Annotated in this window: 17 protein-coding genes; 10 read left to right on the top strand and 7 right to left on the bottom strand. The window is 71.1% G+C overall.

Annotated elements, in window-relative coordinates; genetic code table 11:
• Window positions 1-48 precede the first annotated feature (48 nt).
• A complete protein-coding gene (locus ASF35_RS06880) occupies window positions 49-2,064 on the bottom strand; it encodes a thioredoxin domain-containing protein (protein WP_055964680.1) in 2,016 nt (671 codons plus the stop codon).
• Between the two features lie 76 nt (window positions 2,065-2,140).
• Between ASF35_RS06880 and ASF35_RS06875 the strand changes: the two genes are divergently transcribed.
• Together ASF35_RS06875 and ASF35_RS06870 are read left to right on the top strand one after the other, a co-directional pair.
• On the top strand, window positions 2,141-2,737 hold the full coding sequence (locus ASF35_RS06875; RefSeq protein ID WP_055964677.1) for a DUF4126 domain-containing protein: 597 nt from the start codon (window positions 2,141-2,143) through the stop codon (window positions 2,735-2,737).
• Window positions 2,734-3,174, top strand: coding sequence for a hypothetical protein (locus ASF35_RS06870; RefSeq protein WP_156367977.1), 441 nt, complete (start codon window positions 2,734-2,736; stop codon window positions 3,172-3,174). Before ASF35_RS06875 ends, ASF35_RS06870 begins: the two co-directional genes overlap by 4 nt.
• Here the strand turns inward: ASF35_RS06870 and ASF35_RS06865 are convergent.
• Both ASF35_RS06865 and mca read right to left on the bottom strand, forming a co-directional pair.
• Window positions 3,161-3,400, bottom strand: coding sequence for a hypothetical protein (locus ASF35_RS06865; RefSeq protein WP_055964671.1), 240 nt, complete (start codon window positions 3,398-3,400; stop codon window positions 3,161-3,163). The two genes, ASF35_RS06870 and ASF35_RS06865, sit on opposite strands and share 14 nt — an antisense overlap.
• A gap of 46 nt (window positions 3,401-3,446) precedes the next feature.
• Window positions 3,447-4,319, bottom strand: a complete 873-nt coding sequence (gene mca / locus ASF35_RS06860; RefSeq protein ID WP_055964668.1) for a mycothiol conjugate amidase Mca — start codon at window positions 4,317-4,319, stop codon at window positions 3,447-3,449.
• 91 nt (window positions 4,320-4,410) lie between these two features.
• On the opposite strand from mca, the gene ASF35_RS06855 reads away from it, so the two are divergent.
• Entirely contained in the window at window positions 4,411-4,788 is a 378-nt protein-coding gene (locus ASF35_RS06855) for a DUF4307 domain-containing protein (protein ID WP_055964665.1), read from the top strand.
• Between the two features lie 69 nt (window positions 4,789-4,857).
• The gene (greA, locus tag ASF35_RS06850) at window positions 4,858-5,358 is read left to right on the top strand and encodes a transcription elongation factor GreA (protein WP_055964662.1); all 501 of its coding nucleotides are present in this window, start codon (window positions 4,858-4,860) and stop codon (window positions 5,356-5,358) included.
• A gap of 93 nt (window positions 5,359-5,451) precedes the next feature.
• Here greA and ilvA read toward each other — a convergent pair whose 3' ends face one another.
• Window positions 5,452-6,645 (bottom strand): threonine ammonia-lyase, encoded by a 1,194-nt coding sequence (gene ilvA / locus ASF35_RS06845; RefSeq protein WP_055966294.1) that lies wholly within the window; start codon window positions 6,643-6,645, stop codon window positions 5,452-5,454.
• 189 nt (window positions 6,646-6,834) lie between these two features.
• A complete protein-coding gene (locus tag ASF35_RS06840) occupies window positions 6,835-7,962 on the bottom strand; it encodes an AI-2E family transporter (protein WP_055964660.1) in 1,128 nt (375 codons plus the stop codon).
• A gap of 89 nt (window positions 7,963-8,051) precedes the next feature.
• Here ASF35_RS06840 and msrA point away from each other — a divergent pair, with 89 nt between their 5' ends.
• Window positions 8,052-8,702 carry a peptide-methionine (S)-S-oxide reductase MsrA gene (gene msrA / locus ASF35_RS06835; protein WP_055964657.1) on the top strand — a complete coding sequence of 217 codons (651 nt, stop codon included), beginning with the start codon at window positions 8,052-8,054 and terminating at the stop codon, window positions 8,700-8,702.
• 637 nt (window positions 8,703-9,339) lie between these two features.
• Here the strand turns inward: msrA and ASF35_RS06820 are convergent.
• A complete protein-coding gene (locus ASF35_RS06820) occupies window positions 9,340-9,609 on the bottom strand; it encodes a hypothetical protein (RefSeq protein ID WP_055964649.1) in 270 nt (89 codons plus the stop codon).
• Between the two features lie 176 nt (window positions 9,610-9,785).
• Here ASF35_RS06820 and ASF35_RS06815 point away from each other — a divergent pair, with 176 nt between their 5' ends.
• The 4 genes from ASF35_RS06815 to ASF35_RS06800 all read left to right on the top strand — a co-directional run bounded on the left by ASF35_RS06815 (window position 9,786) and on the right by ASF35_RS06800 (window position 12,686).
• Complete coding sequence (locus ASF35_RS06815) at window positions 9,786-10,130, top strand: hypothetical protein (RefSeq protein ID WP_156364712.1); 345 nt, start codon at window positions 9,786-9,788, stop codon at window positions 10,128-10,130.
• Between the two features lie 219 nt (window positions 10,131-10,349).
• Window positions 10,350-11,558, top strand: coding sequence for an MFS transporter (locus ASF35_RS06810; protein ID WP_235499116.1), 1,209 nt, complete (start codon window positions 10,350-10,352; stop codon window positions 11,556-11,558).
• On the top strand, window positions 11,555-12,106 hold the full coding sequence (locus ASF35_RS06805) for a mismatch-specific DNA-glycosylase (RefSeq protein ID WP_055964643.1): 552 nt from the start codon (window positions 11,555-11,557) through the stop codon (window positions 12,104-12,106). Before ASF35_RS06810 ends, ASF35_RS06805 begins: the two co-directional genes overlap by 4 nt.
• Window positions 12,107-12,230: 124 nt before the next feature.
• Window positions 12,231-12,686, top strand: coding sequence for an Hsp20/alpha crystallin family protein (locus ASF35_RS06800; RefSeq protein ID WP_055964640.1), 456 nt, complete (start codon window positions 12,231-12,233; stop codon window positions 12,684-12,686).
• A gap of 57 nt (window positions 12,687-12,743) precedes the next feature.
• Here ASF35_RS06800 and ASF35_RS06795 read toward each other — a convergent pair whose 3' ends face one another.
• Window positions 12,744-13,562: an SDR family oxidoreductase gene (locus ASF35_RS06795; RefSeq protein WP_055964637.1), complete on the bottom strand. Its 819-nt coding sequence runs from the start codon at window positions 13,560-13,562 to the stop codon at window positions 12,744-12,746.
• Window positions 13,563-13,689: 127 nt separating this feature from the next.
• Between ASF35_RS06795 and ASF35_RS06790 the strand changes: the two genes are divergently transcribed.
• Window positions 13,690-14,187 (top strand): GNAT family N-acetyltransferase, encoded by a 498-nt coding sequence (locus ASF35_RS06790; protein WP_055964634.1) that lies wholly within the window; start codon window positions 13,690-13,692, stop codon window positions 14,185-14,187.
• Window positions 14,188-14,237: the final 50 nt, after the last annotated feature.

Here is a 14,237-nt window from a genome sequence, read left to right as displayed (position 1 = left end):
ACGTCAGCGACGCTGCTGCGGTTGAGGATCCACCGATACGGGGCCGGTTCAGAGCAGGGCGTGGTCGGTGACCGGCAACGCGCAGACGTGGTCTCGGCAGACGTAGGCGGTGGCGCGACCGTCGACGGCCACCCGGTCGGCGAGCAGCGGCACGGCAGGATCGGCCGACGCGGCCGCGACGACGACGGCCGGCGACGTGCGCAGCAGGGCGGCTCGATGCATCCCCGCGCGTGAGTCCGCGTCGGGTCCGACCACGGCGATCTCGTCGGGCCCGGCCACCAGGGCCTCGGCGGCGGCGAGGGTCCACCCGGCGAAGCGCGGCAGCTTCTCCCCCAGCTGCGCGGCCGAGCGCACCGCGCGCTCGGCGGCCTCGCGGTAGCGCGGGTCGGCGGTCACGGCCGCGGCGGCGACGAACGCGTGCGCGGCGGCCGACGTGCCCGACGGGTACGCGTTGTCCGACGCGTCCTGCGGACGGACCACCAGGTCGGACGCGTCGTCCGCGGTGTCGAAGAAGTCGTCGCCGTCGGATGCCGCGAAGTGGTCGAGCACGCGCTCGAGCACGGCCCGGGCACGCTCGAGCCACACCGCGTCGCCGGTCACGCCGAGCACCGCGACGAACGCCTCGGCCACCGTGGCGTGATCCTCCAGGACACCGTCGTGGACCCCTGCCACGCCGTCGCGCGACGCCCGCAGCACGCGGCCGCCGTCGCGCAGGTGCACCTCGGCGAGCAGCGTGGCAGCGCGCACGGCGGCGTCGGTGAACCGCGGCTCCTCCAGCAGCACCCCCGCCTCGGCGAGGGCGATGACCGCCAGGGCGTTCCAGGCGGCCACGACCTTGTCGTCACGTGCGGGTCGGGTGCGCTCGGAACGAGCCGCCAGGAGCGTCGCGCGCACCGACGCCCACCGCTCGGGGTCGTCGGGGTCCTCGCGCAGCTGCAACGTCGAGAACCCACGCTCGAACGTGCCCGGGCCGGTGACGCCCAGCAGCTGCGCCGCCCACGCCCCGTCGGAGACGCCGAGCAGCCGCATCAGCTGGTTGGGGTTCCACGCGTAGAACGCGCCCTCGTGGACCTCGCCGCGCGGGTCGGCGCTGTCGGCGTCGAGGGCCGACGCGAACCCGCCCTCCGGCGTGGCCAGCTCGGCCAGCAGGAACTCCGCCGTCTCGGTGGCGACGCGCCGTGCGAAGGCCTGCCGCGCGACGTCTCCGGTCGCCAGCTCGGCCCGCCACCAGTGCAGGTAGACCCGCAGCAGCTGGGCGTTGTCGTAGAGCATCTTCTCGAAGTGCGGCACCTGCCAGTAGCGGTCGACGCCGTAGCGGGCGAAGCCACCGGACAGCTGGTCGTACATCCCGCCGCGCGCCATCGCGTCGCAGGTGGTGCGGACCATCTCGAGGGAGCGTTCCGTGTCCGTGCGCGCCCAGTGCCGCAGGCACGCCTCGAGGACCATCGACGGCGGGAACTTGGGGCTTCCGGCGTAGCCGCCGGCCTCGTCGTCGTGCTGGCCCGACAGCACCGTCTGCGCCGCGTCCAGCGCCTCGGCGTCGAGCGCGGAGCCGCCCGCGTCCACCACGTCGCGCAGGTGCTCGAGGACGTCGGCACCGACCTTCGTCACCTCGTCGCGGCGGTTCTGCCAGGCGTCGGCGAGCGCCTGCAGGATCTGCGTGAACGCCGGCTGCCCCTGCCGCGGCTCGGGCGGGAAGTACGTACCGGCGAAGAACGGCTCGCCCGTCGGCGCGAGCACGACGGTCATGGGCCATCCGCCCTGGCCGGTCATCGCCTGCGTGGCGCGCATGTAGACCGCGTCGACGTCGGGCCGCTCCTCGCGGTCGACCTTGACGTTGACGAAGTGGTCGTTCATGAACTGCGCGGTGGTGGGGTCCTCGAACGACTCGTGCGCCATCACGTGGCACCAGTGGCACGCGGCGTACCCGACGCTCAGCAGGATCGGCCGGTCGAGCGACTGCGCGAGCGCGAGCGCCTCGTCGCCCCACTCCCACCAGTCGACGGGGTTGTCGGCGTGCTGGAGCAGGTACGGGCTGGTCGCTGCGCTGAGTCGGTTCGGCACCCCTCCACCATGCCAGCCCGGTCCCGGGCCGCTCGTCGGTCCGCCGGGAACGCCCCTCATCGGCCACACTGGCGCCATGAACCTGGTGGCCATCGCGTTCTCGACGGGCTGGGCGAGCGGGGTGAACGCCTACCTCGTCGTCCTGACGCTCGGGCTGGCCGACCGGCTCGGCGGGTTCGAGCAGATCCCCGACCAGCTGGCCCGGCGCGACGTGCTCGTGGCGGCAGGCCTGCTCTTCGCGATCGAGCTCGTCGTCGACAAGATCCCGTACCTCGACTCCACCTGGGACGTCGTCTCCACCGTGCTGCGCCCCGCCGTGGGCGCGGCCCTCGGCGTCCTCGTGGCGGGCGACGCGGGCGCCAGCGAGGCCGTCTACGGCACGATCAGCGGCGGCAGCGCGCTGGCCAGCCACCTGGTGAAGGCCGGCACACGCCTCGCGGTCAACGCCTCCCCGGAGCCGTTCACCAACATCGGGGTCAGTGTCGGCGAGGACGTCACCGTCCTGGGCGTCGTGGCACTGCTGCTCGCCAACCCGTGGCTGGCGTTCACGCTCACCGCGGTGCTGCTGGTCGCCGGGATCACGATGCTCGCGCTCCTGGCGCGCCTCGTCCGACGAGGCAGGGCTCGGTGGCGACGCCGACGGTCCGGGCCATCAGGGACGGTGAGCCCGTGACGCCACGGCAGTACTGGCGCGCGGTCCTCGGCTCGGCGGTGCTCGCCGTGGCTGTCGGCACCGGCGGTCTCTTCTTCGTGTTCTTGTTCGCGTACGGCTTCGCGGAGACCATCACACCGGTGCACCACGTCGCCTTCCTGCTCGGGACCGCGGCACTCATCCAGGTGTCGACGGTCCTGTCGGCCTCCGCGCTGCGCTCCGAGATCGTGGAGCCCGGCCTCACCCGCGGCCTGGCCAGGTCGGCGACGCTCGTCGTCCTGCTCCCGGCCCTCGCAGTGGGCGTGGTGGTCAGCCTGACGCACGAGGACCAGAACTCCGTGACCGCTGATCAGCCCGACGTCCCGTTCGTCGCCCTCGTCGTCCTCTGCTCGTTGGCGGCGGTCGGCGCTGTCGTGTCGCTGGTCCGGACGTACCGGAACCGCGTCAGTCGCGGTTGACGCGCTCGTCGTCGGAGCGGTTCTGGAGCGGCGCGTCGTCGGCCTGGTCGCCCTCCCAGGGCTGGGCGGCCTTCTTGGTGTGCTTCGCGAAGGACTTGGCCAGGAAGAACACGGCCACCGCGAGGGCGGCGACGATGCCGAGCGCGAGCCAGCCGGGACGCACGATGTTCGGGTCGAGGCCACGCGGCCTCTCGGCCGTGACCAGGATCGTCAGGAGCTCACCCATGGCCCCAGCCTACGCCTGCGGTTCCGGGGTCCGCCGGTCGGCCGGGTCAGCGCAGACCGGCGAAGAGGTCGTCCTCGGGCAGCGACGTCTCGACCTTGGAGTCGACCAGCTGGTAGTCCTCGGTGGGCCACGCCTCGGCCTGGACCTCGTTGGGGATGGAGAAGAACCAGCCGTCGGGGTCGATCTGGGTGGCGTGGGCGAGCAACGCGGCGTCGCGGACGTCGAAGTACTCGGCGCACTCCACCCGGGTGGTGAGCCGGGCCTCGTCCTCGGGCTTGCGCTCCCACTTCTCCATGCGCTCGGCGTAGGGGTTCTCGAGGCCGTGCCGCTCGACGGCCGCGGAGATCGCCTCGAGCTTCTTGAAGTTCCAGCCGAGGTGGTAGTAGAGCTTGCTGACCTGCCAGGCCTCGCCCAGCTCGGGGTGCCAGTCGGGGTCGGCCGCCTTCTCGTAGGCGAGGACGCTGACCTGGTGGCACATGATGTGGTCGGGGTGCGGGTAGCCGCCGTTCTCGTCGTACGTGGTGAGGACCTGCGGCTTGAACGAGCGGATGAGGCGCACGAGCGGGATCGCGCCCTCCTCGACCGGGACCAGGCCGAAGCACCCCTCGGGCAGCGGCGGCTTGGGGTCGCCCTCGGGCCAGCCGGAGTCGACGAAGCCGAGCCAGTCCTGGGTGACGCCGAGGATCTCGCGGGCGCGGTCCATCTCCTCGCGACGGATCTCGGTGATCAGCTCGGGGTTGTCCTCGATGCCCGGGTGCTGGAACTGCGGGTTGAGGATGCTCCCGCGCTCACCCCCGGTGCACGTGACGACGTGCACGTCGACCCCTTCGGCGACGTACTTGGCGGTGGAGGCGGCACCCTTGCTCGACTCGTCGTCGGGGTGCGCGTGCACGTGCATGAGGCGCAGCTTCTCGGTCACCGCCCCAGTGTTCCACCGGCACGCACACCCGCACGGACGGGGTTCACCAGGCAGGACGCCACCCTCAGGACCGACCTGGGAGAATCGTGGCGTGAGCACCCTCGACGAGCGCTACGGCCGCCGCACCACGCGACGCTGGGTGTGGCCGACGGTCACCGCCGTCGGGGTGGCCCTGGGCATCGTGTGGGCCGCCTGGGTGGCGCTCGACACCGAGCCGGTCACGGCGGAGGTCCACGGCTACACGGTGGAGTCGCCCGCGCGGACCGTCGCGACCATCGAGGTCCGACGTCCGGACCCGGTCCCCGTCCGCTGCACCGTCTACGCCCAGGCCCTCGACCACTCCGTCGTGGGCGAGCGCACCGTCGACGTGCCCGCCGGCACCCGCGAGCGGACGCGCGTCGAGGTGCCGATCAGCACCGAGCGCGAGGCCGTCACTGCCGTGCTGAGGACGTGCCAACTCACCGACTGACTGCTAGGCTGCACGTTCGACCCCAGGCTCGATGCCTGGGGTTCCGCTTGTTTTCCAGGAGGTTCGAACATGTCTCAGTCCAGCACCGAGACCATCTGGGTCACCCAGGAGGCGTACGACCGTCTGAAGGTGGAGCTGGCGAATCTCAAGGACGTCGTCATGCCCGACATCACCGAGAAGATCGCCGCCGCCCGCGACGAGGGTGACCTCAAGGAGAACGGTGGCTACCACGCCGCCCGCGAGGAGCAGGGCAAGGCCAACGCCCGCATCCAGCAGCTCGAGGACATGCTGCGTCGCGCCGAGGTCGGCGAGAAGCCTGCCGACGACGGCATCGTCGAGGCCGGCATGGTCGTCGGCGTCACGTTCGCCGGCGACGACGACGTGGAGCGCTTCCTGCTCGGCTCGCGCGAGCTGCTGAGCCTCGACTCGGCCGTCGACCTCGACGTCTACTCCCCCACGTCGCCGCTCGGCGCAGCGATCCTGGGCAAGAAGGTCGGCGACGACGCCTCCTACGAGGCGCCCAACGGCAAGACGCTCACGGTCTCGATCGTGGAGGCCAAGCCTTTCTGATCGACCGTTCCTGACGCGGCCCTCGAGTCCGCGGCACGAGGCATGACGAGGCCCCGGGACCCGATGGTCCCGGGGCCTCGTCGCGTCCGACGCTCAGACGAGCAGGTGGCCGAGCTCGCCCAGGCGCCGACGTGAGGCCTCGGCGTGGTCGGGTCCGCGGGTGGCCGCCTGGACCGCGACCTCGACCTCGCGCACCCCGAGCGACTCCGCGGAGCGGTCGTGGGCCACGTCGAGCACGTTGACCTGCAGGTCGGCGAGGTCGGTGAGCAGCCGCATCAGCTCGCCCGGGCGGTCGGAGAACCGGACCCGCAGCTGCATGAAGCGACCCGCGGCGGACAGGCCGTGGCGGATGACGTCGAGCAGGAGCAGCGCGTCGATGTTGCCGCCGGACAGCACGGGGACCACCGGGCCCTGGAACCGTCCGGGGTCGTCGAGCAGGGCCGCCACGCCGGCGGCACCCGACGGCTCGACGAGCATCTTGGCGCGCTCGAGGAGGCCGATGAGGGCCGCGCTCATCGCGTCCTCGCTGACGGTCACCACGTCGTCGAGCTGCTCGGCGATCACCTCGAAGGGGATGAGTCCCGGCTGGGCCACGGCGATGCCGTCGGCCATGGTCGGACCCATCACGCCGGTGACCGGGTGGCCCTCGGCGAGCGAGGTCGGGTAGGCGGCGGCGTCGGCGGCCTGCACGCCGACCACGGAGACGTCGGGTCGGCGTTCGCGCAGCAGGGCGATGCCCGCGGCGAGCCCGCCGCCACCGAGGGGCACGAGCACGGTGCGCACGTCAGGGAGCTGCTCGATGATCTCGAGGCCGACGGTGCCCTGCCCGGCGAGGACGTCCTCGTGGTCGAAGGGGTGGATGAGCACGGCGCCGGTGCGCTCGGCGAACTCCTGGGCGTGCACGAGCGCCTCGGTGACGCCGGTGCCGGCGAACTCGATGTCGGCGCCGTAGCCGCGGGTGGCGGCGATCTTGGGCAGGGCCGCGCCGTCGGGCATGAAGATGGTCGCCTTCGCGCCGAGCAGCTGCGCGGCGAGGGCGACGCCCTGGGCGTGGTTGCCGGCGCTGGCGGCCACCACGCCACGCGCTCGCTCGGCGTCGCTCAGCCGCGCGATGCGCACGTAGGCGCCGCGGATCTTGAACGACCCGGTGCGCTGGAGGTTCTCGCACTTGAGGTGCACGTCGGTGCCGACCCGTTGGCTCAGCCACCGTGAGTGCGCCATGGGAGTGCGCTCGACCACCGGCGCGATCAGCTCGCGCGCCGCCTCGACGTCTCGCAGGTCCACCACCCTGCTCACCCTAGACGGGCTCCCCCACGCTCCGCGTCCGCCGGTCGTGGCCGTGAGAGGTAGGTGGCGCGCGGAATGCCGTCGAGCGGTAGGACGCCCGCGGATTCGACCCGCATATCCGCGGCACACCTACCGACGACCCGTGACGAAGCGCGGTGCACCTACCGCCGATGAAGCGCGCCGACGGTCTCAGGCCGGCTCGGGCTCGGCGTCGGAGTCGGCGTCGGGAGGTATGTCCTCGGGTAGTCCGTCCTCCTGCAGCGGCGCACCGGCCTCGGCGGCGAGGTGACGCACGATGCCGTTGAGGCAGGCCACGAGCGGCACGGCCACGAGAGCGCCGACGATGCCGGAGACCGTGATGCCGGCGGCGATGGCGATGATGATCGCGAGCGGATGCACGGCCACGAACCGGCCCATGAGGAACGGCTGCAGCACGTGCGACTCCAGCTGCTGGACGGCCACGACGGCCGCGAGCATGAACAGGGCCACGATCGGACCCTGGGCCACGAGGGCCACGAGCACCGCCACGAGACCCGACAGTAGTGCGCCGATGATCGGGACGAACGCACCGAGGAACACCAGCACGCCGATCGCGAGGGCGAGGGGCACGCCCAGCAGCCAGGCGGCGACGGCGATGCCGATCGCGTCGGTGAGCGCAACGAGCACGGTGGCCCGGACGAAGCTGGTGAGGCTGTGCCAGGCGGTCTCGCCCGACGTGTGCACCTTCTCGCGCGCGGCCTGCGGGAACAGCGCCACGAAGAACGCCCAGATCCGGTTGCCCTCGTAGAGGAAGAAGAACGACGCGAAGAGCGCGATGAAGAAGCCGGTGACGAAGTGCGTCAGGGTGGTGCCGACAGCGGCCAGCTGGTCGACGGCGGCGGTCTCGCCGAACGTGCGGATCGCGTCCTGCACCTGGTCGACGTAGCGCGTCAGCTGGCTGTCGCTGAGTCCCAGCGGACCGTTCTGCGACCAGTCCTGCACCTGGGAGATGCCCTCGATGACCTGGGCCTTGAGGTCGTAGAACTGGGTGGAGAGCTGTTGGCCCACGAGCGCGATGAGCCCGAAGAACAACGAGAGCATGGTGAGCACGACGATGGCCGTGGCCAGCAGACGCGGCAGGCCCCTGCGCTCCAGGAAGTCGACGGAACCGATGGTCAGGGCGGTGCCGAGCAGCGCGATGGCGATCGGGACGGAGACCTCGGAGAAGAAGCTGAGCAGCCAGTACAGGCCGTAGCCGGCGGCCCCGATGACGAGGAGTCGCCAAGCCCACGCCGTCGCGATCTCGACGCCGACCGGAATCTCTGGACGCGTGCTCACCTGCGTGGTTCCCTCACTCGGACGACACTATCGGGAACAGCGCACCGCGCACGGTCGTTGACACGCGTGGACCCAAGGAGTGTGACCCGATGATCTTCGGAACCCGCAAGACCGAGCTCCCCGACGCGCAGAGCGCCCTGCCCGGCCGCGCCGATCGACCCTTCGCCGTGGGCACCACGCACCGCGTGCTCGGCACCCCCATCGAGACCCCGCTCGACGCGGGCGTCGTCCCCGACGGCTTCGAGGTGACCGTGGTCGGCCTCGGCTGCTTCTGGGGCGAGGAGAAGACCTTCTGGGAGGTGCCCGGCGTCTGGTCGACGTCGGTGGGCTACGCCGGTGGCATCACCCCGAACCCCAGCTACGAGGAGGTGTGCACCGGCCGCACCGGCCACGCCGAGGTCGTGCGGATCGTCTTCGACCCGTCGAAGGTCACGTACGCCGACCTGCTCAAGGTGTTCTGGGAGAACCACGACCCGACGCAGGGCATGCGCCAGGGCAACGACCGCGGCACCCAGTACCGCTCGGTCCTGCTCACCACCACCGACGAGCAGCAGCGCCAGGCCGAGGAGTCGCGCGACCGCTACCAGGAGCAGATGACCAAGGCCGGCTACGGCCGGATCACCACGGCCATCTCCCCCCTGGGCGAGTACTACTACGCCGAGGAGCCGCACCAGCAGTACCTCGCGAAGAACCCCTTCGGCTACTGCCCGCTCCACGCGACAAACGTGGCATACGTGTGATGAGGCAGAGCCGCTCACGCTTGAAGCATCCGAGGCTGTGGGCAACGCTCTGTCTACTGATCGCCCTCGTCGGTGGACCGTTCATGGTCCGCCTACTCGGCATCCCTAGCGGCGTCGGCTTCTTCCTCGTCGTCGGCCTGCTGTTTCTTCTGGCAGGTGTCTTGGGCTACGCCGAGCGTCGCGCAGACCGCAGAAGCTGACCCGTGCGGGTTATCCCGCTGCACGCGACGAATGTTCCGCACATCCCGCCGACGCTCACTCATGGGGCCACACCACCGGCGGCCGTAGGCGATGATGTTCAGATGGATGGCACACCTCGGGGCCGATCAGACGAGGAATGGGACGCACTGACCGCCAAGATTGTTCTCTCGGTCTTGCTCGTCGGAGTCCTGTTCATCACACGCGGCCTCGTCGTGAACGTCACCGCAGGACGCTGGGGCTGGACCGTCTTCTTCGCGGTAGGCCTTCTGGCGAGCTTGCTCAGCCTTCCCCGCTACTGGAGGCTTGTGCGTCAGTCTCGCGACTGAATCTCGAAAGCCTGTCCGACACTGCCCGCTGCACGCGACGGGCGTCAGCTACGCCTGACCCGGCGCACGCCGGGAGCCCGTCGGACCACCGGTCCGGCGGGCTTCGTGTGTCACTCCTCGGTCCGGGCCGCCCTGTCGTCCGCCGAAATTGCCTCGGCATCCCGCATCCTGCGCCGCTCGATCTGCTTCAGCGTCGGGTTCTGTCGAAGCCAGATGAACGCGTTGGCGGCCAGGAAGATCGCGCAGGCAACGAGCAGCGCCACCGGCCTCGACAGGCCGGTGATGGCCGCAACGGAGCCTCCGGCGCCCATCAGCGCGAACACGGCCCAGACGCGATGACTCCTAGGCGCGTCCTTCATGTATTGCTCATAGGTCTTCATCGGTGCCGCCACATCAGTTCGTCCGTCCCGACAGCGTAAAGGTGCGCAGGCTCTTCCTCCCCGAGTGGACGAGGGACTCCTCACCCTCACGAGACATCCGGCTCGATCGTCGGTATCCCTTCCACACGCCGTCTTTTCCGCTGCGCATCGACCCTGACGCGGTGTAGAACGGCACCGTGTCAAGAGAGGACGTCGAGCGCCCGGGAGGCGGCGCGTCCTACTCGTCCTCCAACGAGCCCGTGCCGTTCGACCTCGAGGCGGAGGCTCGCGACGCGACGGGTGCGACGTGCCACGTCTGCGAAGCACCGGCGACCGTGATGGTCGAGGTGCTCCGGCGCACGGACAGGAACGGGAGCGCCGTGGTCCTGTGCGACGAGGATCATCGCCTGGCCTCGGGCGGAGAGCTCGAGGTGCTGGCCCAGCGCATGGCGCAGGACGGGATAGGTGACGTCGACGACCACCGCAGAGTCGCCCGGATCCTCGTCACCGACCTGGGCAGATCCACCCCGATCCCCCCGTAGCGGTTGGCGCTGACCAGCGGCCCGACCCAGCATGGTGTTCTGACGCATTCGCGTCGATCCATGCGCGAATAATCGTCGCCAACGCGTCAGAACGCGAATGGGGCCGGCGCGGTTCGCAAGGATGGGGAATGCAGACGCCACCGAAGGCGTTCGAAGCAGTGGTGCCGATGGACCCGTCCGCGCGCCGCGACCAGCCGCCCGAGAGCCGCGGAGGACACCGTGACCACCATCAAGCCGACCCAGCGCTGGGCGTTCGGCATGCTGCTCGCCCTCGTGGCCGTCGCGCTCGGCGTCTCGGGTGCACCCGCACCGCTCTACGCGCTGTACGCGCAGGAGTGGGGCTTCGAGCCCATCACCACCACCGTCGTCTTCGCCGTCTACGCCGTCGCCGCGCTGGGCTCCGTGCTGGTCACGGGGTCGATCTCCGACCGCTACGGACGCCGGCCCGTGCTCATCGCCGCCGTCCTGCTCATCCTGGTGGGCCTCGGACTCTTCATCGCGGCCGACTCCGTGGCCTGGCTGCTCGCGGCGCGGGTGGCGCACGGGCTCGGCGTCGGCGCCGTCGTGGTGGTGGCATCGGCCGCGCTGCTCGACCTGCGACCCGACGACGGCGAGCGCACCGGTCGCCTCACGGGCGTGGTGTTCAACGGCGGCATCGCGGTCACGCTCGTGGGCGTGGCCCTGATCGTCGACATGGGCCCCGCACCGACCGTGCTGCCCTACGCCGTGCTCGTCGCCATCATGGCCGCGCTGCTGGTGGCCGTGCTGTGCATGCGCGAGCCGCACACCGACGACCGCTCCGTCACCCTCAACATCGCGCGACCGCGCGTGCCGGCCTCGATCGCCGGGCACTTCCGGTTCTCCGCCCTCGGCGTCATGGCCGCGTGGTCGGTGCTCGGCGTGCTGCTGTCGCTGTACCCACGGATCGCGTCGGAGGCCATCGGGGCGACGTCGGTGCTGTTCGGCGGAGCGGTGGTCGGTGCGTCGGCGGCAGCGTCGGCGCTCAGCCAGGCGGTCGGTGGCCGCTGGCCCGCCCGACCGACCGCCATCGTCGGCGACCTGGGCACCGCGGTGTCGCTCGTGCTGTGCGTGCCCGCGGTGGCCTGGGGTCACGCCTGGGCGATCGCTGCGGCCTCGACGTTGGTGGGCCTGTTCTTCGGCCTCGCGTTCGGCGGGTCCCTGCGCCACCTGAGCCAGCACGTGCCTGCCGCCCACCGCGGCGAGGTGATGTCGGCGTTCTACGTGCTCGCCTACGGCGCCATGGCGGTGCCGACCGTGCTGGCCGGCTGGGCCGCCACCGTGTGGAGCCCCCAGACCATCTTCGCCCCGTTCATGGTGGCGGTGGCCGTGGCCTGCACCCTCGCGGCGCTCCTGGGGATGCGCACCCAGGAGGAGACCGTCGACGAGCCCGTCGCCGCCGCGTCGTGACCGAGCCGCTCGACGACCTGCCGGAGGTGCCCGACCTCGCAGGTCCCGGGATGCGGCTGCTCCTCGTCGGGATCAACCCCAGCCCCCTGACGGCGCGCACCGGGTTGCACTTCGCGCACCCCGGCAACCGCTTCTACCCGGCGCTGCGCCTCGCCGGGATCTTGCCCGCCGACGCGACCACGCCCGAGCTCGCCGCGCCGGTGCTCGTGCAGCGAGGGGTGGGCATCACCAACCTGGCGCCTCGCCCCACCGCCCGCGCCGACGAGCTGACCGACGACGAGGTGCGCGCCGGGCGCGACCGTGTGGCGGCCGTGGTGCGTGCCCACCGTCCGCGCGTGGTGGCGGTCGCAGGGATCACCAGCTTCCGCACGGCCTTCGGCGACCGCCGTGCACGGGCCGGTCGGCAGCCGACCGACCTGGAGGGCGCGCAGCTGTGGGTCGTGCCCAACCCCAGCGGACTCAACGCGCACGCCACCGTCGAGACCCTCGCCCGCGACTACCTCGAGGTGGCCCTCACGGCCGGAGTGACCGTCGAGGACAGGGCGTGATTCGTTGTTCGCCGACGGCGAACTGACATACACTCACTCATGGGAATTGAGTCGACTAGACTCAGGTTTAACTGGATGTCCCGGTCGCGGTGGCCGGGCCGAACGATCCCCCCAGGAGGACACCATGAGCAACGTTTCCGTCTTCACCCGTCGCGATCCCTTCGCCGAGTTCGACTCGCTCGTCCGGAACGCGTTCTCGCCCAGCGGCAGCACCTCGCGCCTCGACTTCACCCCCGCCGTCGAGACCGTCCGCGACGGTGACGACGTGGTCGTGCGTCTCGAGCTGCCCGGCATCGACGTCTCGAACGACGTCACGGTCGAGGTGACCAACGGCCGCCTCGTCGTCAAGGGCGAGCGGCGCGACGAGCGCGCGGAGAGCAAGGCCGGCGAGTCCGGCGAGCAGCCCACGCGTCGCATCAGCGAGATCCGCTACGGCTCCTTCGAGCGCAGCTTCGGGCTGCCGGGCCACGTGACCGCCGAGGCCGTCAGCGCCTCCTACGACGCCGGCATCCTCGCGGTCCGCGTCGCGGGCGTGTACGCGGGCACCGAGCCCACGCGCATCGAGATCAGCCAGGGCTGACCCGCACGACCACAGGGCCCCGTCACCCAGCGGTGACGGGGCCCTGTCGCGTCTCGGTCAGAGGCCGAACCGACGGCCGGCGGCGGCGAACACGCCCTGGTAGCGCGAGCCCAGGACCCGCACGGCCGCGTCGAGCACACGGGCGTCGTTGCCGATGAGGACGCGAGGGCGGCCCTTCTCGACACCGCGAAGGATCACCTGCGCAGCCTTCTCCGGCGACGTGCGGGCGAGCTTGTCGAACGAGCGAGCCAGCTCGTCGTGGTCGCGCCCCTCGGCCTGGTCGGCGTTGCGAGCGATGTTCGTGGCGATGCCGCCGGGGTGCACGCACGTGACCTTGACCGGGTGCTTGGCCAGGACCATCTCCTGACGCAGCGACTCGGTGAAGCCACGGACCGCGAACTTGGCCGCGTTGTACGCGCTCTGCGACGGCATCGAGAAGATGCCGAAGATGCTCGAGACGTTGACGACGTGGCCGTCGCCCGACGCGATGAGGTGCGGCAGGAACGCCTTGGTGCCGTGCACGACGCCCCAGAAGTCGACGTCCATGACCTTCTCGACGTCCTTGTACGACATCTCCTCGACGTTGCCGGTGAAGGCGATGCCGGCGTTGTTGAACACCAGGTTCACGCGGCCCAGGTCGGTGGCCACCAGCTGCGCGTACTCCTCGACCCGCTCGCGCTCCGCGACGTCGATGACGTCCCCGCGCACCCGGGCGCCCGTGGCCTCCACGAGGCGCTGGGTCTCGGCCAGACCCGCGGTGTCGACGTCGCTGATGGCCAGGACGGCGCCCCGGCGAGCGAGCTCGACGGCGAGCGCGCGACCGATGCCCGAGCCGGCGCCGGTGACGACGGCGACCTTGTCGGTGAAGTGGCTCATGGGGGATCCTCTCGACGACTCAGATACCGACGGTATCCGAGTTGAGCGTAGAGCACGACGCTCGCTGGGACAAGACAATGCCTGCATTCCCCGCCGTCCCGGGACTTTCGCCCGTAGGCTCAGGGGCATGAAGACCCTCGTGCTGCCCTCCGGCGTGCGTGACGCGCGCCCCGAGGACGTGGGCACGATCGTCACGATGGTGCGAGAGCTGGCCGAGTACGAGCAGGCCGCCGAGCAGGCCACGATGACCGACGTGCAGCTGTACGAGGCACTGTTCGGCACCGACCCGCCGGCTTCGGCCCTCGTGGTGGAGAACGGCCACGGGTCCGTGGTCGGCTTCGCACTCTGGTTCCGCACGTTCTCGACGTGGGACGGCGTGCCCGGCATCCACCTCGAGGACCTCTACGTGCGCGCGTCGCGCCGCGGCGCGGGCTTCGGCCGCCGCCTGCTCATCGGGCTGGCACGCATCGCGACCGAGCGCGGGTACAGCCGCATCGAGTGGGACGTGCTGCGCTGGAACTCCCCCGCGATCCGGTTCTACGAGTCGCTCGACGCGACCCCGCAGGACGAGTGGCTGGCGTACCGGCTCACCGACAAGGCGATCGAGCTGCTCGCCGAACCCTGATCGACACCGCTCGGAACGTGCCCCTGCCCTCAGGTGCCCCGCTCTTGGTC

This window comes from Aeromicrobium sp. Leaf291 (assembly GCF_001423365.1).
Lineage (GTDB): Bacteria > Actinomycetota > Actinomycetes > Propionibacteriales > Nocardioidaceae > Aeromicrobium.
The sequence above is the reverse complement of the archived record's forward strand: the minus strand, read 5'-3'. Positions and strand labels throughout refer to the sequence as shown.